We start from the raw sequence: 21441 nt of genomic DNA, 5'->3' as shown, positions 1-21441 counted from the left end.
GCATCGCGTCGCGACGCGCGGCTTCACCCACCCCTTCCCGACCCTCGAGGTATCCCCATGGCCTACGTGCCTCCGCAGCAGCGCAGGATCGGCGCCGCGACCGCCCTGCTGGGCAATCCGCCGCCCTACGACCCCAACCCGATCTTCGCCCAGGTCCCGCAGGATGCGTGGGCACAGCGCGGCTACCAGTACACCCTGACGGTACAGTGGGCGAACGTGCCCGTCCCGCAGCTCCCTCCGATCACCGTCCGTGCCCACGTCCACTACGCCTGGAACGCCAACCAGGCGCGCTGGGACCGGTTTGCCGGCAACGCCTGGATCGAGGACGTGGTCAACTGGAGCACGCCGACCACGCCTCCGGTCGTGGCGATGGCACCCGCCCAGCCGCCGGACCCGGACTACCATCCCTGAGCCTGCAGTCGGGGGCGGCCCTGGGCGACCGCCCAACACACCCTGCTGACGCCCGCTGTCAGCAGGACGCGGTATCGTTCCCCCCGGATCCCGATGCCGTCGCCCGTGCCCGCTGCCCCGCTCCGCAAGATCGTCCACGTCGACATGGACGCGTTCTACGCGTCGGTGGAGCAGCGCGACGCGCCCGAACTGAAGGGGCAACCGGTCGTGGTGGCCTGGCGTGGCGCGCGCTCGGTGGTGTGCGCGGCCAGCTACGAGGCGCGACGCTTCGGCGTGCGCTCGGCGATGCCCGCGGTGCGCGCGGAGCGGCTGTGTCCGCACGCGGTGTTCGTGCCGCCCGACTTCCCGCGTTACAAGGCCGTCTCCCGGCAGATCCGTGCGATCTTCGCCCGCCATACCGACCTCATCGAGCCGCTGTCCCTGGACGAGGCGTATCTCGACGTCACCGAAACGAAGACCGGAATGCCCTCGGCGACGGCCACCGCCGAGGCCATCCGCGCGGCGATCCGCGAGGAAACCGGGCTGACCGCATCGGCCGGCATCGCGCCCAACAAGTTCCTGGCCAAGATCGCCTCGGACTGGCGCAAGCCCGACGGCCAGTTCGTGCTGCGCCCGCGCGATGTCGATGCCTTCCTGCAGCCGCTGCCGGTCGGGCGGCTCCCGGGCGTCGGCCAGGTCACCGAACGCCGCCTGGCGCGCCTGGGCATCGCCACGGTGGGCGACCTGCGCGGCCTCGGCCAGGCCGAGCTGGAGCGGATGTTCGGTCGCTGGGGCGCGCGCCTGCACCGCCTGTCGATGGGCGTGGACGACAATCCCGTGCAGCCCGAACGCCCGACCATGCAGGTGTCCTCGGAGGACACCTTCCCCGAGGACCTGCCGCTGTCGTCGCTGGCACCCCATATCCAGTGCCTGGCCGAGAAGACCTGGGCCGGCTACCAGCGCGAGCGTGCCCGTGACCCGCAGCGCATCGCCCGTACCGTGGTGCTGAAGCTCAAGACCGCCGATTTCCGCATCCTGACCCGCAGCCTGACCCTGCCCTCGCTCCCGGCCGATGCGCAGGGCCTGGCCGAGGTCGCCTGCGAGCTGCGGCAGCGCGTGGACCTGCCCCGGGACACGCTCTATCGCCTGGTCGGGGTCGGCGTTTCGGGCTTCGTCGACGGCGAGGGCGAAGCCGCCCAGATCGAGCTGTTCGAGGCGCACCCCCCGGGCGACGCCTGAGACCGTGCGCTACTCGCAGTCACCGATTCGCCGGAAGTCCAGGTCCTCGTAGTCCGAGCTGAAGTCGCCATCGGGGTCGAGCTTGGCCATCGTCATGCGCGTGCCGGCGCCTTCGTCGTGGAAGTCCATCCAGGCCTCGAGGTCGACGGTGTCGTCGTCCCAGTCGACCAAAGCACGCTCGCCCACGCGCATCACCCGTCCCGACAGCAAGGGCGACATCACCGAACGGAAGCGCACGCCGTCGCCGACGGTGCATACCGACACCTCGCCGAACCAGGGGTCGCGGTATCGCCCCAGCCGCGCCCCCAGGAACGTGGCATCGATCGGCCGGCGGGACGTGGTATCCGGCACCCGCGACGCCGAAGGCGCGGTGCGCTCGCTTTCCAGGCGCTCGGCGAACGCACTCACGTCCGCGCCCGATCCCGGGTCGGTGAAATACTTGAGCAGGGCGGCGGTCAGCACCGTGCGCGCGGTGCTGCCTTCGCCATTGATCATGACCACGAAGCCGGACTTCCGGTCCGGCAACAGCATCAGCACCGAGTACATGCCCGACAGCGTGCCGGTGTGCGACACGGTCCACTCGCCGTCCACGTCGGCCAGGCGCCAGCCATAGCCATAGGCGCGGACATGGGTGCCATCCCATTCCCGATTGCGCGAAGACACCGGCAGCGGGGTATGCGCGGTCCACATCGCGTCGCGCTGCGCCTGCGACAGCCACTCGCGCTGCGCGGGCGTCGGGTCGAGCCAGTTCAGCGCCCACGCCAGCATGTCGTCGAGGTTGCAGCGGATGCCGCCGGCGGCGGCGGAGGTGATCGCGGGCACCGTGTCGCCGTCGGTGCGGATGGCGACGTTGCCCGTGTCGGCATGCATGTGCGGCTGGGCGACGCTGCCCGCCGCGGCGCGCTCCCATTGGCCGACGCGACAGGCGTCGAGGCCGAGCGGCGCGAAGACCTCGCGCCGCAGCAGCGTCTCGTAGGACGCGCCGCCGACGGCGGCGGCGACCTCGCCCGCCACCACGTACATGAGGTTGTCGTAGGCGTAGCCCGACCGGAAGCTGCGTTCGGGCTCCAGGTGGGCCAGGCCGGCGATGATGTCGTCGCGGCCGAAACGGTTGGGCTCGGGCCAAAGCATCAGGTCGCCGGCGCCCTCCGGCAGGCCGGAGTTGTGCACCAGCAGGTCGCGCACCTGCATCTCCCGCGTGACCCACGGGTCGTGCATGCGAAACGTGGGCAGGTGGCGGACGACCGGATCGTCCCAGGCCAGCAGGCCCGCGTCGACCTGGCGCGCCAGCAGCGACGCGGTCATGGCCTTGCTATTGGAGGCGATCTTGAAGAGCGTGGAAGGCTGCACGGGATCGCCGGAACCGGCGACCGTCTCGCCGCCCGTGCGCACCCAGGCGACCTTGCCGTCCTCGATCACGCCCATCGCCATCCCGGGCAACGCGTAGCGTGCCATGGCCTGGTCGAATATCCGCGCCAGGGCGGCAGGGTCGCGTGCGCCCGTCGCCCCCTGCGCGAGCGCCACCGCGGGCACGCACGCGATCGCCACCGACATGAGGAACGCCGTCAGCCGGCGCGAGGCCCCGCTACCGGCGACGCCGGCACGCATGCCCCACGCCCCCCGCGGCGGCGCGAACGGCGCGCGGGGGGCCGGGCAGATCAGTAGCGCCATGCGAGCATCAGCTGGCCGTAGCGCGGCGACTGCAGGAAGCGCTCCTTGCCGAAGTACTCGTCGCGGTCGCCCACGCCCGGTTCCAGGTCCTGGTAAACCCAGACCGGCTCCTGCCGATTGAACAGGTTGTAGACCGACAGCCGCGCTTCGAAGGTACCGAACGAGAACTGCCGCTCATAGCCCAGGCTCATTCCCACGTCGATGATCCAGGGCATGTTGCCTTCGCCGCCGCGCGGGGAATGCTCGAACACGCGGTCGGCGGTGCTCCAGGTATCGCCTTCCTGCGCGCCCTCGGGCGGGGTGCAGTTTTCCACGCAGATGAAGTAGCTGTGGTAGCTCTTCCAGTTGTAGGGGTTGCCCACGCCAAAGGCGGTGATCGGCCCACCCGAACGCGCGTCCAGCGTGGCGCCCATGCTCCAGTTGTCGTTGAAGGCATAGCTGCCGCGCAGCTTGATCTGGTGTCGGTGGTCGTTCGCCAGCGGTCCGTCGCCCCGGTAGTTGACGAAGGGATCGTCGAAGTTCTCGGTGCGCCCGGTGTCGCCGAAGTTCGTGTCGGTGTTGACCGGGCCCTCGGCGTTGCCCTCGTTCCAGGACAGGGTATAGGCAGCGTTGAAGGCCCATTTGCCGTCCCACGCGCGATCGACCTGGAACTCCAGCGCCTTGTAGCTGCGCTTGGGCTTGACCCAGCCGCGCTGTCCGGTCGGCGTCGAATCCACGTACTCCCATTCGCCGTTGACGAACTCGTAGTTGTCGGACTCGGTCCAGTAACCCATCTTCGAGGTATCGACGGTCAGGTAACCGTCGTCCACGCCGTCGCAATCGGTGTCGCCCCAGACCGTCACGTCCTCGCCCGGATTGGCCATGACCCAGCGGCTGGCGATGCGCCCGCAGTGGGTGGCGGTCAGGTTGATGTCGTCGATGGCGTTGTGGAGCTTGCGGTAGGTGCCGCGCACGCCCCATGACCAGGTCGAGTTGATCTGCTGCTGGAAGCCCAGGATCAGTTCGTCCTGGTAGACCGGGTCCATGTCGGCGTCGACCTCGGCACGCAGGTCGCCGACGGTGCCGTCGCCCTGGCTGTTGTCGAAGCCGAACTGGGTGCCGAGGATCGGCACCGCGAACTGCACGCCGTCGCGTTCCTGGATGTCCCAACCGTCGAAGCCGTAGTAGGTGCGCTCGTCCAGCAGCGCCCCGCCCTGCTTGATGTTGATGACGTTGGCGACCGGCAGGAAATAGCGGCCGACGTTGCCGAACAGCTTGGTCGTGCCGTCGCCCTTCATGTCCCAGGCGAAGCCGGCGCGCGGTGCCCACATGTCGTCCATCTCGATGTAGGTTCGGCCCTCGGCGTCGCGGTTGTCGAAGGTCTCGTTTCGGATGCCGAGGTTGAGCACCAGGTTGTCGGTGACCGACCAGTTGTCCTCGAGGTAGAACGCCTCGTTGCGGCTCTCGAATTCGCCGAAGATCGAATAGCGGCGTGCGCGAACATAGGCGAAGTAGCCGGGCGGCACGATGCCCGCGCCGGATATCTGTGCGCCGGGCGTGGTCGAGTACACGTTGTACTGGATGCCGCCGGGACCGGCGTAGTCCTGGCTCAGGTCGGAGGTGTTGGTCTCGCGATCCAGCCCGAATCGCAGCAGGTGGTCGCCCAGTGACCACTCGAAATCGGCGCGGGTCTGCTCGCGCTGGTCGTTGCGGTCGTAGATGGTGGCGTTGTTGGTGCAGCCCAGCGGCACCCCGGGGTCGACCACCCCGGCGCCGGCGGTCACGTAGTTGCAATCGCCGTCGTTGGGTGAGGCAGCCACGCTGTTGCGCTCGTTGCGGCCGTGCATGAGCTTCATCGACAAGGTGTCGGTGAAGTGGGACGTCCAGGTGAGCGCCCAGTTGTCGCCACCGGACTCGGAATAGGCCTCGCTGAGCTTGTCGCCCCGCGCGCCGGCGTCGAAGTCGTAGGCATAGGTGGCGTTGTCGACCCGGTTCTCGTTCGAGAACGCCATCAGGCTGAGCAGGTTGTTGTCGGTCAGCTGCCAGTCGAGCGTCGTCGCCCAGAAGCCGTTGTCGGAGTCGCCGCGGGTGAAGCTGGTGCCGGTGTTGCTGGTGTTCTCGGGCTTGACGTCGCGGGCTTCGTACATCGCGAAGAAGAACAGGCGGTCCTTCATGATCGGGCCCGAGGCCCAGGCATTGAGGGTGGTCAGGTCCGAACTGTCCTTGCTGCGCGTGAGGTAGCGGTCGCCATCGAGGTAGCTGTCGCGGGCCGAGGACTGCCAGTCCCGCGGTTCCAGCACCAGCTTGGCGCCATAGTGGAAGTCGTTGCTGCCCGACTTGGCGATCGCGTTGACCACGCCGCCGGTGGTGCGCCCGTACTCGACGGAGTAGCCGCCGGTCTTGACCTGGAACTCCTGGTAGAAGTCGAACGGCGCCTGCGAGAAGCCGACGCGGTTGTAGAAGTCGGTGACGTTGAGGCCGTTGATGTAGAACGCGTTCTCGGCGACCGAAGAGCCGCCGAAGGAAATGCCGCCAAAGCCCGCGCTGCCGCCCGCGACGCCGGGGGCCAGCAGGGCCACCGACGCGACGTCGCGCTCCACGGGCAGGCGCTCGATCTCCTCGGCGGTGATGTTGGTGGCCGACTCGGTCGAGGTGACGTCGACCGGCGAGATCACCCGCGAACCGATCACCTGGACCGCCGAGAGGCTGACCACGCCGTCGCTGCCCAGGTTGATGGTCGTCGCGTTGCCCAGCGACACGCCGACCTCGACCGGTTCGCCGAGCGGCTGGCCATCGCGGCTGACCTGCAGCGAGTAACTACCCACCGGCAGCTGCGACAACCGGTAGCTGCCGTCCGCGCCGGCGGCGACCGATCGCGACAGGCCCGTCTCGGTATTGGTGACGGTGATCCGGTCCCCGGCGTTGGCGCGGCCGGCGATGGCGCCGTTCACGTTCTGGGCGTGGACGATCCCCGGCGCCATCGACGCCAGGCCGATCCCCATGGCCACGAATAACGCACTCTTCCGCAATGCCGTGCCGTACATGTGTATCCCCCGAACTGGTTGCTGTGGTTGAGGTAGGTGGCGTCCCTGCTAGTGCGCGGTGGCGTTGCCCGGCAGGACCTTCGCCGAGAAGCGGTAGTCCCACTGGTCGAAGTAGAGGTTGCCCCCCAGCCACTCCACTTCGCCGCGCTGCGAATCCACGGTCTCCGACCTGAAATGCTCCTTGGGCGGGAAGAACTCCCGCGAATAATCGTCGTTGAAGGCGATCCGATAGGCGTCCAGGCCGCCGAAGTAGAAATCGCGCAGGCCCTCGTCCGGGCTGTCGAGCAGGCCGGTGGTCACGTCCATCGGCACCCAGCCGTAGGGCGCCAGGTAGAGCCAGCCCCAGTCGTGCAGGTTGTCGTAGTCGCCGTCGGAATAGACCATGCCCGACTGCCAGCGGCTGGGGATGCCGTTGAGGCGGAGCAGCGCCATCAGCAGCAGGGTCTGTTGTCCGCAGTCGGCATGCCCGGTGCGCAGCGCGTGCGCGCTGATGTTGGAGATCGTCGAGTATTCGCGCGCCGAGGCCCAGGGGATCCGGTCGACGGCCGCGAACAGCCTGCGTGCGATGCGCGCCGGGTTCTGCTCGTCGCCCACGACCTGCTTCGAGAAGCGCCGCAAGGCATCGGTGAACACGATGTGCGGGGGACGCTCGGCGGTGAACTCGAGCAGTTCCGGGGGCAAGAGCACGCGGCTGACGCGCTCGGGATCGATCGCGTGGTACTGGCCGCGCACGGTCAGTTCGTAACTCACCGAGAATTCGGTCGGCACGCCCGCCACGGCCTGCTTCTCCAGGTAGACGGTGCGCTGGAGCGCGGACGCCGGCGCCACGACCGGCTGGACGGGATCGCTGCCCAGCAGGCGGATGTCGTCCTGCTGGCCGGGGATCGCCCGGGGATAGGGGATCCAGGCCCTGAGCGTTTCCCCTGCCGGTACCGCGTCCGCGTCCACCACCAGCGACTGCTCCACGCGGATGCGCCGTGGCGCCACGCCGGCCCGTCCCGTCGCCAGCGCGGCGTCGCGCACCTCGACGTGGTGCGGGCCCAGCGCCTCCATGGGACCGTTGTGCGGCACGGGCGTTTCCCGTCGACGCATCGCGGCTTCCGCACTCACCCGGAACAGGTTGGGGACCGCACGCGCGAAGTAGCGTGGCCGGCCATCGATGTCGAGGTGCTCGAGGGCGCCCGAGGCCGACCACGCCGCGAACTCGCCCGCCTGCAGGTCGGGAATCTCCTTGCGCAGGCGCTCCTGCGTGGCCGGCTCGTCGAGCGGGAAGTCGAGCAGGATGCGGCGCATGCGTTCGCGCTCGAAGGCCAGCGCGGTGCGCACCCCCGCCGGGGTGGCGCCATCGGCCAGGACCTCGCCGATACGCTGCTCGGCCTCGGCGAAACGCCCTGCGTCGACCCGGGCGACGACTTCACGTACGGTGTCGCGAGGACCCGGGCTCGCGGGCAGCAGCAGGCTCCAGCCCAGCAGCGCGCCGCATCCCAGCCGCCGCGCCTGCGTGCGCAGGCCGGACGTGATCGCGCTAGGTGTGCTTGGGTCATTCGCCACGACGCGGCCCCCCGGCCGGCTGGACATGACATCGGTGTAACACGCAGACGGGAAGGCGGTCAATAATTTATTCCGAATTGATACTTTGATCGAAATAAGTATTCTCTGGAACCGAGGACCCGGTCGGACGCCGGGATTCCAGGCGCTGCCGGACCGGCCGTCGGACGGCCGCTGGACCGATCAAACGGGGATGCCGAAGATGCGTGTTGCCATGCCGATGCTCCTGTCCCGGAAGCCCCGCCGCGTCCGCGCCGGCCTGGGTACCCTGCTCGCCGCGCTGGCCGGGTTGGGCCTGCTGGCCACGACCGCCGCGATGGCACGCGAGCCCGCCGCCGACGGCACCGGGGTGCCCGGCGTCGAGCTCGCGCAGCTCTCCGCGGATTTCTGGACCTCGCGCCTGGACGCGCCCGACCGCGTCGTGCTCGACGCGCAGGCCATTGCACGACTCAACGCGCGTCTGTTCGCCGAGGACGGCTCGATGCACGACCTCGGGCGCTTTCCCGCGTCGATGCCGAGCGCGGAGATCGAAGCGCTCGTACGGCGCCTGTCCTCGCCTCCCGGCCGCCCGCTGTTCATCGCCGGGGGCGCGCCGTTCGCGGGACTGGACACGCTGGCACCGAGCCTCGGCCTGGAGCGTCTGCCGGACAGGGTCGATACCCGTTGGGGCCTGGTCGTCCATCGCGCCGACATGCGCAGCTTCCCCACCGACGTCCGGGTATTCAGCGACCCGGACGACACCGACATCGACCGCTTCCAGGAGACGGCCCTGTTCCCGGGCACGCCGCTGGCGATCCTGCACGAGAGCCGGGACGGCGAATGGTGGTTCGCGGTGAGCCCGCGCTATGCCGCCTGGATCCGCAAGTCCCGTGTCGCGGTCGGTCCGCGCGCGGACGTGCTCGGCTACGGCCGCAAGACGCCCTACGTCGTGGTCACCGGCGCCACCGCGCGCACCGTGCATACGCCGGAAGCGCCCCGGGTGTCCGACCTGCAACTGGACATGGGCGTGCGCGTGCCGCTGCTCGCGGACTGGCCGGCGGGCGCGCCGGTCAACGGCCAGGCGGCCTACGCGGGCCACGTGGTCCAGCTGCCGGTGCGCGAGGACGACGGTACGCTGCGCTTCACGCCGGCGCTGCTGCCGCGAAGCCAGGACGTCGCCGCCGCCTACCTGCCGCTGACGCCGGCGGGCGTCATCGAACAGGGCTTCAAGTTCCTCGGCGAGCGCTACGGCTGGGGCCACGCCTACGACGCACGCGACTGCAGCGGCTTCGTATCCGAGGTCTACCGCGCCTTCGGCGTCCAGTTGCCGCGCAACACGAGCGCGCAGGGCGTCAGTCCGGTCTTCAACACGGTCCGCTTCGACGAGGGCGACGACCGCCAATCGCGGCTCGCGGTGCTGCGCCAGTTGCACGCCGGCGACCTGGTCTACATCCCGGGCCACGTGATGATGGTGATCGGCCAGTATGAAGGGGCCCCGTACGTGATCCACGACGTCACCGGCGTCAGTGTCCGCGACGCCGATGGCGGACTGCGGCGGATCGTGCTCAACGGCGTATCGGTGACGCCGCTCGAACCCCTGCAGTCGGGCGAGGACGCGAGCCTCGTCGACCGCATTTACAGCATCCAGAAGATCCGCCCATGAGACCCTGGCCCGCGGATACCGGATCTTTCGCGCAACGGCCCGGCCGCCGTGCCCACCCGACCGCGGATGGCCGCCACGAGGAAACCCGATGAAGATCACCGACATCCAGGTCGGCATGCTGCGCGTACCGCTGAAGACGCCGTTCAAGACCGCCCTGCGCACGGTCGACACCGTCGAGGACATCATCGTGCTGGTGCGGACCGACACCGGGCACGTGGGCCACGGCGAGGCCGCCGCGACGGCGGTCATCACCGGCGACACCCATGGCTCGATCATCGAAGCCATCCGGCGCTACATCCGTCCGCGCCTGCTCGGCGCGGAGATCGCCGACCTCAACCGCAACACGCGCCTGGTGCAGACCGCGCTGGAACGCAACTTCAGCGCCAAGGCCGCGGTGGAGATCGCGCTTTACGACCTGTTCGGCCAACTCTACGACGCGCCCCTCTACCGCCTGCTCGGCGGCGGCGACCCGGTCATCACCACCGACATCACCATCAGCGTCGACTACATCGACAAGATGGTGGCCGACTCGCTGGCGGCGGTCGACCGCGGCTTCGAGTCGCTGAAGATCAAGGTCGGCAAGGACATCGGCCTGGACATCGAGCGGGTCAAGGCCGTCCATGCCGCGGTCGAAGGCCGCGCCCTGCTCCGCCTCGACGCCAACCAGGGCTGGACCGCCAAGCAGGCGGTCTTCGCCATGCAGGCGCTCGAGGACGCCGGGGTCGAGCTGGAACTGCTCGAGCAACCGGTCAAGGCGCACGACATCCGCGGCCTGAAGTACGTGACCGACCGCGTCCACACGCCGGTGATGGCCGACGAGAGCGTGTTCGGTCCGACCGAGGTGATCGACCTGATCAAGATGCACGCCGCCGACATCATCAACATCAAGCTGATGAAGACCGGCGGCCTGTCGAACGCGATCCGCATCGCCGACATCGCCTCGCTGTACGGCGTGGAATGCATGATCGGCTGCATGATCGAGACCAGCATCAGCGTCGCCGCCGCGGTCCACCTGGCGGTGGCCAAGGCCGACGCGATCACCAAGGTCGACCTGGACGGCCCGTCGCTTTGCCGGTACGACCCGGTCGACGGCGGCGTGCAGTTCAACGAATCGGAAATCTCGATCGTGGACGCCCCGGGCCTGGGCATCCGCGAGGTGCGGGGCCTGGAGATGCTGCCCGAATGAGCCGCGGCGCCCCGCCCCCGCAGGAGGCACCCGCCGCGGACGCCCCCGTCGCCGGCGCCGCGGACGCATCGCCCCTGCTCAAGGTCCGGGCCGAGCGCGACCGCATGTCGGCGATCGAGCGACGGATCGCCGACTTCCTGCTCGACAACGCCCACCTGCTGCGCGACTACTCCTCGCAGCAGCTGGCCAGTGCGCTGGGCATCAGCCAGTCCAGCGTCGTCAAGTTCAGCCAGAAGCTCGGGTTCAAGGGCTACCCCGACCTGAAGTTCTGCATCGGCGAGGCGCTCGCGCGCGAGACCGCTGACGGCGCCAGCCGCCCCGCGCCCACGCGCGACGTGTCACCGCACGTGGCGCTGGCCGACGCGCTCTGGCGCGGCAAGGCCCGCGCCGAGCAGGAGACCCGACTGCTCAACCCGCTCGAGCAGATCGACAGGATCGTGCAGGCCATCGTCGATGCCGACCGCGTCTTCATCTGCGGGCTCGGCCAGGACGGCATCCATGCGCGTGGCCTGGGCCTGCGCCTGTCGCTGATCGGCATCGCCACCGTCGAGCACGCCGATCCCGTGCTGATGGCCGCCAGCGTCAGCTCGGCCGGCCCCGGCGACGTGCTGGTCGTGTTCTCCGAACATGGCCGCCAGCCGGAGCTGTGCCAGGTCAGCCGGCAGTTCCGGGCCCGCCGCGGCAAGACGGTGTCGGTCACCCGGCACGGCGCCAACCCATTGCGCGCGCATGCCGACGCGGCGCTGCTGGTGTCCGCGCACGACGACGACGCCCACGTCGAACCCCTGCTCTACCAGGCCGCGCTGCAGCACATGCTCGACCTGGTGATCGTGCTGGTGTGCCAACATTCGGACGACTACCTCGACCACTACCGGAACAGTGCGGAGCATGTCCAGAAGATGCTCGATCCCTGAGGTGCCCATCGCCCTCCTCGCCGGCGTCCTCCTCGCGCTGACGGCGGCGACGGCACAGGCCGCCACGCCCTGGGCCCAGGCCCGGCAGATGGTGGTCGTCGCCACCGCCGACTGGGACGCCGATGGCGGGCGCATGCTGCGCTTCGAGAAGGACGCTGCGGGTTGGCGCCAGGTCGCCGCGGCCGAGCCGGTGCGCATTGGCCGCGCCGGAAGCGCCTGGGGCCTGGGCCTGCACCCGGACCAGGCCGGAACGCGCAAGCGCGAGGGCGACGGTCGCAGCCCCGCCGGCATCTTCGGCATCGGCGACGCCTTCGGATACGCCGCCGACGCGCACACCGCGCTGTCCTACCGGGCCATGCAGGCCAGCGACTACTGCATCGACGTGCCCGGCTCGCCGCTGTACAACCGCATCGTCGACGCCGACGAGGTCGGCGCGGCGGCCGTGGAGGGCTCGACCGAGCCCATGCGGCGCGACCTGCATGCCGATGGCGACGGCCGCTACGCGCAAGGCTTCGTGATCGAGCACAACCCCGGCAACCGCAGTCCGGCCGGCAGTTGCATCTTCGCGCATGTGTGGAAGGCGGCGGACGTCGCCACCGCCGGCTGCACCGCCATGCCGGCCGGCCGGATGGCCGCCCTGCTCGACTGGCTGGACCCGGCGGCGCAGCCGGTGTTTGTGCTGCTGCCCGAAGCTGCTTACGCTCGGCTGCAGGCGCCGTGGCACCTGCCGCGGCTGCCGCCCGCCCCGACGTCCACCCCGCCTGCCGCCAAGGACCCATCGAATGACTGACCCCCTTCGCCCGACCGTCGACCACCCGGCCACGGGCGAACCCGGTCCCGGCATCGACCACGACACCGGCATGGTGCGGGCGGTCAGCCGCTGGCAGATCGTGGGCCTGTCGATCAACGACGTCATCGGCAGCGGCATCTACCTGCTGCCCGCCAGCACGGCCCTGCTGCTGGGACCGGCCAGCCTGTGGGCGGTATTGCTGGCAGGCGTCGCCGTCGGCCTGCTCGTGCTGTGCTACGCCCAGGCCGGCAGCTACTACGACGATGCCGGCGGCAGCTATCTCTACGCCCGCGATGCGTTCGGCGACTTCATCGGTTTCGAGGTCGGCTGGATGACCTGGCTGACCCGCGTGGCATCCGCCGCGGCCCTGGGCAGCGGCCTGGCGCTGGCGGTGTCCAAGTTCTGGGCGCCCGCGGGCGAGGGCTGGGGCTGGACCGCCGTCGTGGTCGGCTCCCTCGCCTTCCTGACCTACATCAACGTGGTCGGCGTGCGCACCGCCGCGCGCACCGGTGTGGCCCTCGTGCTGGCCAAGCTGGTCCCGCTGTTGTTCTTCATCGCGGTGGGCGCGTTCTTCGTCGACTGGTCGCAGGCCGTGGCCATGGGCGCACCGCCGACCGACAAGCTGGGCGAAGGCGCGTTGTTGCTGCTCTACGCCTATGCCGGTTTCGAGAACACCCCGGCCGCGGCGGGCGAGTTCCGCAATCCCCGGCGCGACGTCCCGTTCGCGCTGATCACCATGATCGTGCTGGTGACCCTGATCTACGTCGCCGTGCAGGTCGTGGCCCAGGGCACCGTGCCCGACCTCGCCGCGTCCCGCTCGCCGCTGGCGGACGCCGCCGAGACCTTCGCCGGCCCCGCCGGCGCGCTACTGCTGACGTTGGGCGCGGCAGTCTCGATCCTGGGCAGCAACAGCAACACCATGCTGTTCGGCCCGCGCTACCTCTACGCGCTCTCGGCCGACGGCTATGGCCCGGCCGCACTCTCGCGCGTGCACCCGCGCTACCGCACCCCGACCATCGCGATCATCGTCACCGGCGTGCTCGCGACCGTCCTGGTGCTGGGCCAGCAGTTCGGGGGCAGCGGCGTTTCGCAGGCCTTCGCCAATCTCGCGCTGCTCTCGGTGGTCGCGCGACTGTGCAGCTACATCGGCACCGCGGCGTCGCTGCTCGTCCTGCAGAAGCGCTATCGCGATCGTCCCAATGCCCTGGCCCTGCCCGGCGGCCCGCTGATCCCCGTGCTCGCGCTGCTGGTGTCGCTGGCCCTGGTCGCGAGCGCGGGGGTGGGCAACCTCGCCGCGGCCGCGGTGGCGATCGCGGTGGGCGCGGTGATCTACCTGATGAGACGCCGCCCGGCGGCGTCCCACCGCTGACGACGACGTCATCCGGGCTGGACCCTTCCAGCCGCCCTCGTGGCGGCGAAGCATCCATGCCCATCCGTTGCGCGCCCCGTTTGATCTTCGATTGATGCGGAAGCACCAGGCTATCTCCACGCCATTCCGGCGAGACGCAGAGATGGAGATGCACGCATGTGGAGAAAGATACGGATCGCCTCGTTGGCGGCGGTGGGCCTGTGCCTGGTACTCGCGCTTGGCGGCTGGGCGTACGTGGCAAGCCTCGATCTCGAATCCGAGCCGCAGGCGGACCGGAACGCGGATGCGGCCGACCTGCCCTTCCTGCGCGCACGGACATCCGGGCAGCGAGGACGGATCCTGGCCGTCGTCACCAGCACCCCCCTCATCGGCGACAGCAGCAGGAAGGCCGGCTACGAGCTGACCGAGCTGTCGCGGGCCTACTGGACGTTCCTGGCCAACGGCTACGAGGTCGACATCGCCAGTCCCCTTGGCGGCAAGCCTCCGATGAGGCTGGACCAGGACGACACCGGCGATGCCGACTACGCATTCCTCAACGATGCACGTGCGCGACACAAGCTGGCCAATTCCCTCCCGCTCTCCGGGGTGGACCCAACGCTGTACCAGGCCGTCTACTTCGTCGGCGGAAAGGGCGCCATGTTCGACTTCCCCGGCAACCCCGCCATCGCTCGCATCGTGGCGGAAATCGCCCCTCGCGGCGTGGTCGGTGCCGTCTGCCACGGGCCTGCGGCGCTGATCGGGCTCCGCGATGCCTCCGGCCGTCCCTGGCTGCAGGGGCGGTGGGTCACCGGCTTCACCAACGCAGAGGAACTGTTCCTGATCGAAAATGCCCGCGAGCTGTTCCCGTACCTGTTGCAGGACGAACTGTCGCGACAGGGGGCGCGCTTCGTCGAAGGCCCCGTGTACCTGGACAACACCGTGGTCGACGAGCGCCTGGTGACCGGCCAGAACCCGTGGTCCACATGGTCCGTCGCGGAGCACATGGTGCGTGCGCTGGGCCATGAGCCGGTGCCTCGGGCGCGAAGCGCCGAGGAAATCAGCGTGCAATTGCTGGCGACCTACCACGAGGCCGGCATCGATGCCGCCCTGGCGATGAAGGCGGGTGCTGCACGCAGCGATCGGCGCCTCCTGCTCATGCACGCCGTGGTGGCGGCCATGCAATGGCGGCTGCGTGAGGCCTACCAACTGCAACGGCTTGCAAGGAACTAGCCCGCGGCCGATGCTTGCGACCGGACCCCGGCATCGGCCGGGAGGCCCGGCCGCCGACCATTCACCGCGTGCGAACACGAGGGCAGGCGCTTGGACAGGCTCGAGGACGAAAAAGGCGCGAAGCTGGCGGTACTGCTGGTCGAGGACGACCTTGACGTCGCCGCCGGCATCGCCGACTACCTGGAGGCGCACGGGCTGGCGGTCGACTTCGCCTACGATGCGTCCCAGGCGCGGGCCCGTCTCCTGGAGTCGACGTTCGACCTGCTCGTGCTGGACGTGAACCTGCCGGGCGAGGATGGGATGAGCCTGTGCCGTGAGCTGAAGCAGGTACAGGGCCTGCGCCAACCCGCGATCTTCCTGACCGCCCGCGGCGGGCTGGCCGACAAGCTTCGCGGCTTCGAGGCCGGCGCCCTGGACTACATGGTCAAGCCGTTCGAGCCGGCCGAACTGCTGGCACGCATCCGCGCCATGGGCACCCACGCCAGGGCCGCGGATGGCGGCCTGATCCTGGCCGATGGATACCGCCTGGACCCCCAGCGGGGATTGTTGTCACGGGACGAACTCAGCCTGCCCCTCCATGCCACGGGCCTGGGCATCCTGGCGCGGCTGATGCGGGCGTTCCCCGGCACGGTCTCGCGCCAGGCGCTGTGCGAGGGGCTCTGGGGCGACGAAGCGCCCGGCAGCGATCCGTTGCGTACCCACGTCTACCAGCTGCGGCGCGCCATGCATGAGCGGTTCGGCGAGTCGCCCATCACGACCGTGCGCGGGCTGGGTTACCGCTTCGGAGGCCCTCGATGAGAGGCAAGCGCCGCCTGCACGATGTACTGGCCCGGCAATGGATCGTCTTCGCCCTGGTGCTGCTGGCCGGATTCGCCGCGATGACGGTCCTGACCGCCTACATGCTCGAGGACCGGCTGATCGACGATCGCCTGCGCGATGTCGGCCGACAGCAGGGCCTGCATTCGCCGGGACCGCTACCGCCAGGCTTCATGCTGGTGGCCCGCAGGCAAGCCGACGACGCGCTGCGCGAGCGCACCGCGGGCCAGCCGCTGGGCGCCATCCGCGAGTTCCGGCTTCCGGACGGACGCTACCTGCACGTGCTGGCCATGCGCGACGGACGGGGTGCGGAGTCCCTCCTGGTCCACGATGCGACCGCGCACCTGGCGGTCAATCCGGCCCTGGTGCGCGCCTGGCCCTGGCTGCTGTTGATCGCCACCGCGCTGGCGCTGGTTGCGTGGGCGCTCGCGCACCGGTTCGTGGCGCGGGTGTCGGGACAGGCCCGGGAACTGGTGGCCCGTTTCAGCGAGGCCGAGGGCCCCCATGACCTGCATGCGCTGGCGGATGCCCAGGGGATCTTCGAGTTCAGCGAACTCGCCCGCCTCAACGCGAAGGTCTGGGAGTCGCGCCGCGCGGTGCTCGATCGCGAGCGCGAGACGCTGGCGTTCCTCGCGCACGAACTCCGGACACCGCTGCAATCCGCCCGGACCAGCCTGGCCCTGCTCGATGCCCTGCCCGAGCGCGTGGAGCACGCCGCGTGGCAGCGCCTGCATCGGGCCGTGGGCCGCCTCGCCAGGGCCAGTCACGCCCTGCTCTGGCTGGGAGACGGCCAGGCGGCGCCGCCACGGCCGTGCAAGCCCTTGCGGCTGCTGGGCACGCTCGTCGAGGAACTCGCGCCATTGGCAACGGCCAAGGGACAGACCCTGCGCATGCCATCGGGTCCGGACATCGACTGGCCCATGCCCGGGGAAGTCGCCGAGACCATCCTGAACAACCTGCTGCTCAACGCGATCCAGCACGGAGACCGGGGCGAGATCCGGATCGAGGTGCATGGCACGACGCTGGGCATCGACAATCCGCTCCCGGACCGGCCCGCGCCTTCCGGCTTCGGCGTCGGGCGACAGCTCGCGGAGCGACTGGTCGAACGCTTCGGCGGGACCCTCCGGCAACGCGCCCTGCCCGGCCACCGGCTGCGCGTCGAGGTGGATGTCGGCCCAGGCGGCACGGTGCCCGCGCAGCCGGAACGTAACGCAGCGGGCGATGGGCTCGCTTCGAGCCGGCCAGGCGGCGTCCGGAACTGAGCACCCGCCTGCGCTCGCGGGACTCCAACGCCATCCCCACCCGCGTCCGGAGCGGACGACGCGCCCCATCCACGCCCGGAGACGCCCACGAAAAAGCGGGCCGAAGCCCGCTTTTTCGTGCGTCTGCGATGTCGCCCGGCTTACTCGGCCGAAGCGCCTTCGCCTTCCTCGACGGCCTTCATCGACAGGCGGATGCGGCCCTGCTTGTCGACTTCCAGCACCTTGACCTTGACCACGTCGCCTTCCTTCAGCTTGTCGCTGACCTTCTCGACGCGCTCGCTGGAGATCTGCGAGACGTGCACCAGGCCGTCCTTGCCCGGGAGGATGGTGACGAACGCGCCGAAGTCCATGATCTTGGCGACCTTGCCTTCGTAGATGCGGCCCGGCTCGACGTCCGAGGTGATCTGCTCGATCCGGTCCTTGGCGGCGTTCGCGGCGGCGGCGTTGACCGAGGCGATGACGATGGTGCCGTCGTCCTGGATGTCGATCTGGGTGCCGGTCTCCTTGGTGATCGCCTGGATGGTCGAACCGCCCTTGCCGATCACTTCGCGGATCTTGTCCGGGTGGATCTTCAGGGTCAGCAGGCGCGGCGCGAACTCGCTGAGCTCGCCACGCGGGCTGGTCAGGGCGTGCGCCATCTCGCCGAGGATGTGCAGGCGACCGGCCTTGGCCTGCTCGAGCGCGACCTGCATGATTTCCTTGGTGATGCCCTGGATCTTGATGTCCATCTGCAGGGCGGTCACGCCGTTCTCGGTACCGGCCACCTTGAAGTCCATGTCGCCGAGGTGGTCCTCGTCGCCCAGGATGTCGGACAGGACGACGAAGTCATCGCCTTCCTTGACCAGGCCCATCGCGATGCCCGCGACCGGGGCCTTGATCGGCACGCCGGCGTCCATCAGGGCCAGCGAGGAACCGCAGACCGAGGCCATCGACGAGGAGCCGTTCGACTCGGTGATCTCCGAGACGATGCGGATGGTGTACGGGAACTCCTCCATCGTCGGCATCACGGCGAGCACGCCGCGCTTGGCCAGGCGGCCGTGGCCGATCTCGCGGCGCTTCGGGCCCATCATGCGGCCGGCCTCGCCCACCGAGTAGGGGGGGAAGTTGTAGTGGAACAGGAAGTGTTCCTTGTACTCGCCCGAGACGGCATCGATGATCTGGCCATCGCGCGCGGTGCCCAGCGTGGCGACCACGATCGCCTGGGTCTCGCCGCGGGTGAACAGCGAGGAGCCGTGGGTACGCGGCAGCACGCCGACCTTGGAGCTGATCGGGCGGACGGTGTCGAGCGCGCGACCGTCGATGCGCACCTTGGTGCTCAGCACGGCGCCACGCATGGTCTCGTATTCCAGCTCGCCGAATTCCTTCGACAGCTCGGCGCCGCTCCATTCGTTCGCTTCGGCCTGGTCGGCCAGCGACGCCAGGACGTCCTTCTTCAGCGCGGAGATGGCCTCCTTGCGCTCGCCCTTGTCGCGGATCTGGAACGCAGCGCCCAGACGGTCGCCGATCGCGCCCTTGAGGGCGGCGACGATGGCGTCGTTGCGGGCCGGGGCGGCCCAGTCCCACTTCGGCTTGCCGGCTTCGGCGACCAGTTCGTTGATCGCGTTGATGGCGACCTGCATCTGCTCGTGGCCGAACACCACGGCGCCCAGCATCACTTCCTCGGACAGCACGTCGGCTTCCGACTCGACCATCAGCACGGCACCGGCGGTACCGGCGACCACCAGCTCCAGCTTGGAGCCTTCCAGGTCGCTCTTGGTCGGGTTCAAAAGGTACTCGCCGTCCTTGTAGCCGACCTTGGCGGCGCCGATCGGGCCGTCGAAGGGGGCGCCCGACAGGGCCAGGGCGGCGGAGGCGCCGAGCAGCGCGGGGATGTCGCCGTCGATCTCCGGGTTCATCGACATCACCGTGGCGATGATCTGGACTTCGTTGCGGAAGCCTTCCGGGAACAGCGGGCGGATCGGGCGGTCGATCAGTCGGGAGATCAGGGTCTCCTTCTCGGTCGCGCGGCCTTCGCGCTTGAAGAAGCCACCGGGGATGCGGCCGCCGGCGTAGAACTTCTCCTGGTAGTCGACGGTCAGGGGGAAGAAGTCCTGGCCTTCGCGTGCGGTCTTGTTGGCGACCGCGCTGACCAGCAGCACGGTGTCTTCAACCTTGACGATGACGGCACCGCCGGCCTGGCGGGCGATCTCGCCGGTTTCCAGGGTGACCTGGTGCTTGCCGTACTGGAAGGTCTTGGTGATTTTTGACACGTTGGAGTCCTGTCGTTTCGATTCGTTGCGATCCGCCGGCGCCCCTGCCCCGGTCGGTCGGCTGCAGGATGGCAGCCTGGGAAGCCGCCCGTGGAACGACTCCCGAAAAACGAACCGCGGCGCATCACTGCGCCGCGGTGGGTGTTCTGCTTAGCGGCGCAGACCGAGCTTCTCGATCAGGGCCTTGTAGCGCGCGTTGTCCTTGCGCTTCAGATAGTCCAGCAGGCTGCGACGGCGGTTCACCATCATCAACAGGCCACGACGGCTGTGGTGGTCCTGCTTGTGCTCCTTGAAGTGGCCGGTCAGGAGCTCGATGCGGGCGGTCAGCAGGGCGACCTGGACTTCCGGGGAGCCGGTGTCGTTGGTGCCGCGACCGTGTTCCTGGATGATCTTGCTGGTATCGATGGACATTGCTTTGTTTACCTTTCAGACGCGTGGCCTGCAGAAACGACGGCATGCGATGACGACATCGCGCCGGCGTACCGCGGGGCTCGCCGTTGTTGGAAATGAACGAATGGGTGCTTGCTTGGATGAAAGCGGCGGAATTGTAACAGTTTCCCTGCGCGGAATGCGACCCGTCCAGGGGCTCCGGGACCAGGCCCAGCGGACCGCCGGGGGCCCTGTTCAGCCCCGCGGGGGGGCCGGCTGGCCGGTGGCGACCGCCCAGCGGAACATGCGCTGCGGCGCGACCTCCCCGCCGGCATGGCGGCCGATGCCCAGGCATCGCCCCTCCGGCCCCATGATCGCGACCACCCCGTCCTCGCCGGCGGTCGCGACGAGCGCGGGCTGGCCGTGGGCCAGGCGGTCCGCACCGGCCTCGTCGACCTGGACGGCGGTGAAGCCGGCCAGGCCGGCCTCGATCGGGAGCAGGCAGGCGTCGAGCGCCGGCTCCCCCTGCCCGGCGAGCGCCTGCAAGGATTCCAGCGTGTGCATCGCCGGCGTGGCGAAGGGTTCCACCCACAGGCGACGCAGGGCGGTCACATGGGCGCCGCAGCCCAGGGCTTCGCCCAGGTCGCGGACCAGGCTGCGGATGTAGGTCCCCGAGCCGCACTCCACGTGCAGCACCAGCCGCGGGCCCTCGTGGGCCACCACGTCGAGGCGGTCGATGACGACCTCGCGTTCAGGGGCCTGGATGGCCTCGCCCCGGCGCGCCTTCGCATAGAGGGGTTCGCCGCCCTGCTTGAGCGCGGAGTAGATCGGCGCCCGCTGCAGGATTGGTCCGCGCAGGGCCGCCAGGGCCTGTTCCAGGCGCGCGGCATCGATGGGCGGCACCGGCCGCTCCTGCAGCACTTCGCCCTCGGCGTCGTCGGTGTCGGTGGTCCGGCCCAGCTCGGCCTCGCAGGCATAGGCCTTGCGGGCCCCCAGCAACAGGCCCGCGATCTTGGTCGCTTCGCCGAAACAGATCGGCAGCAGGCCGGTGGCCAGCGGGTCCAGGCTACCGGTGTGGCCGCCCTTCGCGGCGCGGAACAGGTGCCTGACCCGCTGCAGCGCCTGGTTGGAACTCAGCCCCGCGGGCTTGTCCAGCAGCAGGATGCCGTCGAGCGGCCTGAATACGGTGCGCGGTTTCTTGCTCATCTGGGGAAACACGGGCCCGGCCGGCCAAGGGCGATGCCGGGACCGGCACGACCGCTGCGACCGGGCGCGCTCAGGAAGACGAAGCCTCGTCGTCGCCGGCGTCGGGCGCCTGCAGGTCGGGCAGGTCGCGCAGCAGGTTGTCGATGCGCTCGCCGCGGTCGACCGAGTCGTCGTAATGGAAGTGGAGCTCGGGCACATGGCGCAGCTTCACCGCCTGGCCCAGCTTGTAGCGCAGCTCGCGCGACAGCGCCTTGAGCGCCTTCACCGCTTCGGCCGAGCGCTCTTCCTGGAGCGCGGTCACGAAGACCTTGGCATGGGCCAGGTCGCGGCTGATCTCGACGTCGGACACGCTGACGGAGGGCAACGCGTGCTCGCGCACCGCGTCATGGACGATCGTGCCCAGCTCCCGGCGGAGCTGGGCGGAGACGCGATCGGTGCGATGGAATGACTTTTTCATCGGTAATGCATGCTCGGGAATGGAGGGAAACGGGCGGCGGGACGGATGCCGATCCGGAGCGGCCGGGCGCCGGCACGGCGAGTGTCGAGACCGACCCCGCC

The 21441-nt window shown here is 69.6% G+C and carries 17 protein-coding genes; 10 read left to right on the top strand and 7 right to left on the bottom strand.

All coding sequences use genetic code 11. From position 1 onward, the window contains the following. Window positions 1-57: 57 nt before the first annotated feature. Both H4F98_RS09035 and dinB read left to right on the top strand, forming a co-directional pair. Window positions 58-411: a hypothetical protein gene (locus tag H4F98_RS09035; protein WP_182686917.1), complete on the top strand. Its 354-nt coding sequence runs from the start codon at window positions 58-60 to the stop codon at window positions 409-411. A 93-nt stretch (window positions 412-504) separates the two neighbouring features. Continuing rightward, on the top strand, window positions 505-1629 hold the full coding sequence (gene dinB / locus H4F98_RS09030) for a DNA polymerase IV (protein ID WP_182686915.1): 1125 nt from the start codon (window positions 505-507) through the stop codon (window positions 1627-1629). Between the two features lie 9 nt (window positions 1630-1638). Here dinB and H4F98_RS09025 read toward each other — a convergent pair whose 3' ends face one another. The 3 genes from H4F98_RS09025 to H4F98_RS09015 are packed head-to-tail and all read right to left on the bottom strand — an operon-like array spanning window position 1639 to window position 7874. Then, a complete protein-coding gene (locus tag H4F98_RS09025; protein WP_246373022.1) occupies window positions 1639-3237 on the bottom strand; it encodes a serine hydrolase in 1599 nt (532 codons plus the stop codon). 50 nt (window positions 3238-3287) lie between these two features. Then, a complete protein-coding gene (locus H4F98_RS09020; RefSeq protein ID WP_182686913.1) occupies window positions 3288-6323 on the bottom strand; it encodes a TonB-dependent receptor in 3036 nt (1011 codons plus the stop codon). Window positions 6324-6371: 48 nt separating this feature from the next. Next, complete coding sequence (locus H4F98_RS09015; protein ID WP_425487588.1) at window positions 6372-7874, bottom strand: transglutaminase-like domain-containing protein; 1503 nt, start codon at window positions 7872-7874, stop codon at window positions 6372-6374. A gap of 211 nt (window positions 7875-8085) precedes the next feature. Here H4F98_RS09015 and H4F98_RS09010 point away from each other — a divergent pair, with 211 nt between their 5' ends. From H4F98_RS09010 to H4F98_RS08975, 8 genes are all read left to right on the top strand, one after another. After that, window positions 8086-9513 (top strand): C40 family peptidase, encoded by a 1428-nt coding sequence (locus H4F98_RS09010; RefSeq protein WP_246373020.1) that lies wholly within the window; start codon window positions 8086-8088, stop codon window positions 9511-9513. 88 nt (window positions 9514-9601) lie between these two features. Continuing rightward, complete coding sequence (locus tag H4F98_RS09005; RefSeq protein WP_182686907.1) at window positions 9602-10699, top strand: dipeptide epimerase; 1098 nt, start codon at window positions 9602-9604, stop codon at window positions 10697-10699. Between the two features lie 104 nt (window positions 10700-10803). Beyond that, a complete protein-coding gene (locus tag H4F98_RS09000; protein ID WP_246373040.1) occupies window positions 10804-11613 on the top strand; it encodes a MurR/RpiR family transcriptional regulator in 810 nt (269 codons plus the stop codon). Next, window positions 11588-12403, top strand: coding sequence for a L,D-transpeptidase family protein (locus H4F98_RS08995; protein WP_425487587.1), 816 nt, complete (start codon window positions 11588-11590; stop codon window positions 12401-12403). Before H4F98_RS09000 ends, H4F98_RS08995 begins: the two co-directional genes overlap by 26 nt. A gap of 70 nt (window positions 12404-12473) precedes the next feature. Continuing rightward, window positions 12474-13772, top strand: a complete 1299-nt coding sequence (locus H4F98_RS08990) for an APC family permease (protein ID WP_246373038.1) — start codon at window positions 12474-12476, stop codon at window positions 13770-13772. 156 nt (window positions 13773-13928) lie between these two features. Then, window positions 13929-14981, top strand: a complete 1053-nt coding sequence (locus H4F98_RS08985; RefSeq protein WP_182686901.1) for a type 1 glutamine amidotransferase domain-containing protein — start codon at window positions 13929-13931, stop codon at window positions 14979-14981. Between the two features lie 90 nt (window positions 14982-15071). Next, a complete protein-coding gene (locus tag H4F98_RS08980; RefSeq protein WP_182686899.1) occupies window positions 15072-15779 on the top strand; it encodes a response regulator transcription factor in 708 nt (235 codons plus the stop codon). Beyond that, a complete protein-coding gene (locus H4F98_RS08975) occupies window positions 15776-17059 on the top strand; it encodes a sensor histidine kinase (RefSeq protein ID WP_182686897.1) in 1284 nt (427 codons plus the stop codon). The genes H4F98_RS08980 and H4F98_RS08975 overlap by 4 nt, the downstream gene beginning before the upstream one ends. Window positions 17060-17199: 140 nt before the next feature. Here the strand turns inward: H4F98_RS08975 and pnp are convergent, their stop codons facing one another. From pnp to rbfA, 4 genes are all read right to left on the bottom strand, one after another. After that, window positions 17200-19308, bottom strand: coding sequence for a polyribonucleotide nucleotidyltransferase (gene pnp, locus H4F98_RS08970; protein ID WP_182686894.1), 2109 nt, complete (start codon window positions 19306-19308; stop codon window positions 17200-17202). A 150-nt stretch (window positions 19309-19458) separates the two neighbouring features. After that, window positions 19459-19719 (bottom strand): 30S ribosomal protein S15, encoded by a 261-nt coding sequence (gene rpsO, locus H4F98_RS08965; RefSeq protein ID WP_182686892.1) that lies wholly within the window; start codon window positions 19717-19719, stop codon window positions 19459-19461. Between the two features lie 213 nt (window positions 19720-19932). Then, the gene (gene truB / locus H4F98_RS08960) at window positions 19933-20883 is read right to left on the bottom strand and encodes a tRNA pseudouridine(55) synthase TruB (protein ID WP_182686890.1); all 951 of its coding nucleotides are present in this window, start codon (window positions 20881-20883) and stop codon (window positions 19933-19935) included. A gap of 70 nt (window positions 20884-20953) precedes the next feature. Then, window positions 20954-21340 carry a 30S ribosome-binding factor RbfA gene (gene rbfA / locus H4F98_RS08955; protein WP_182686888.1) on the bottom strand — a complete coding sequence of 129 codons (387 nt, stop codon included), beginning with the start codon at window positions 21338-21340 and terminating at the stop codon, window positions 20954-20956. Between the last annotated feature and the right edge of the window lie 101 nt (window positions 21341-21441).

This window comes from Marilutibacter spongiae (assembly GCF_014145325.1).
GTDB classification, from domain to species: domain Bacteria; phylum Pseudomonadota; class Gammaproteobacteria; order Xanthomonadales; family Xanthomonadaceae; genus Marilutibacter; species Marilutibacter spongiae.
This window is presented reverse-complemented; position numbering and strand designations above follow the sequence as displayed.

What these genes read in the sequence shown, in the direction of transcription:
- H4F98_RS09035 (WP_182686917.1), top strand. Translation starts at nt 58, where the DNA reads ATGGCCTACGTGCCTCCGCAGCAGCGCAGGATCGGCGCCGCGACCGCC.
- dinB (WP_182686915.1), top strand. Translation starts at nt 505, where the DNA reads ATGCCGTCGCCCGTGCCCGCTGCCCCGCTCCGCAAGATCGTCCACGTC.
- H4F98_RS09025 (WP_246373022.1), bottom strand. Translation starts at nt 3,237, where the DNA reads ATGCGTGCCGGCGTCGCCGGTAGCGGGGCCTCGCGCCGGCTGACGGCG.
- H4F98_RS09020 (WP_182686913.1), bottom strand. Translation starts at nt 6,323, where the DNA reads ATGTACGGCACGGCATTGCGGAAGAGTGCGTTATTCGTGGCCATGGGG.
- H4F98_RS09010 (WP_246373020.1), top strand. Translation starts at nt 8,086, where the DNA reads ATGCCGATGCTCCTGTCCCGGAAGCCCCGCCGCGTCCGCGCCGGCCTG.
- H4F98_RS09005 (WP_182686907.1), top strand. Translation starts at nt 9,602, where the DNA reads ATGAAGATCACCGACATCCAGGTCGGCATGCTGCGCGTACCGCTGAAG.
- H4F98_RS09000 (WP_246373040.1), top strand. Translation starts at nt 10,804, where the DNA reads ATGTCGGCGATCGAGCGACGGATCGCCGACTTCCTGCTCGACAACGCC.
- H4F98_RS08995 (WP_425487587.1), top strand. Translation starts at nt 11,588, where the DNA reads ATGTCCAGAAGATGCTCGATCCCTGAGGTGCCCATCGCCCTCCTCGCC.
- H4F98_RS08990 (WP_246373038.1), top strand. Translation starts at nt 12,474, where the DNA reads ATGGTGCGGGCGGTCAGCCGCTGGCAGATCGTGGGCCTGTCGATCAAC.
- H4F98_RS08985 (WP_182686901.1), top strand. Translation starts at nt 13,929, where the DNA reads ATGTGGAGAAAGATACGGATCGCCTCGTTGGCGGCGGTGGGCCTGTGC.
- H4F98_RS08975 (WP_182686897.1), top strand. Translation starts at nt 15,776, where the DNA reads ATGAGAGGCAAGCGCCGCCTGCACGATGTACTGGCCCGGCAATGGATC.
- rpsO (WP_182686892.1), bottom strand. Translation starts at nt 19,719, where the DNA reads ATGTCCATCGATACCAGCAAGATCATCCAGGAACACGGTCGCGGCACC.
- truB (WP_182686890.1), bottom strand. Translation starts at nt 20,883, where the DNA reads ATGAGCAAGAAACCGCGCACCGTATTCAGGCCGCTCGACGGCATCCTG.
- rbfA (WP_182686888.1), bottom strand. Translation starts at nt 21,340, where the DNA reads ATGAAAAAGTCATTCCATCGCACCGATCGCGTCTCCGCCCAGCTCCGC.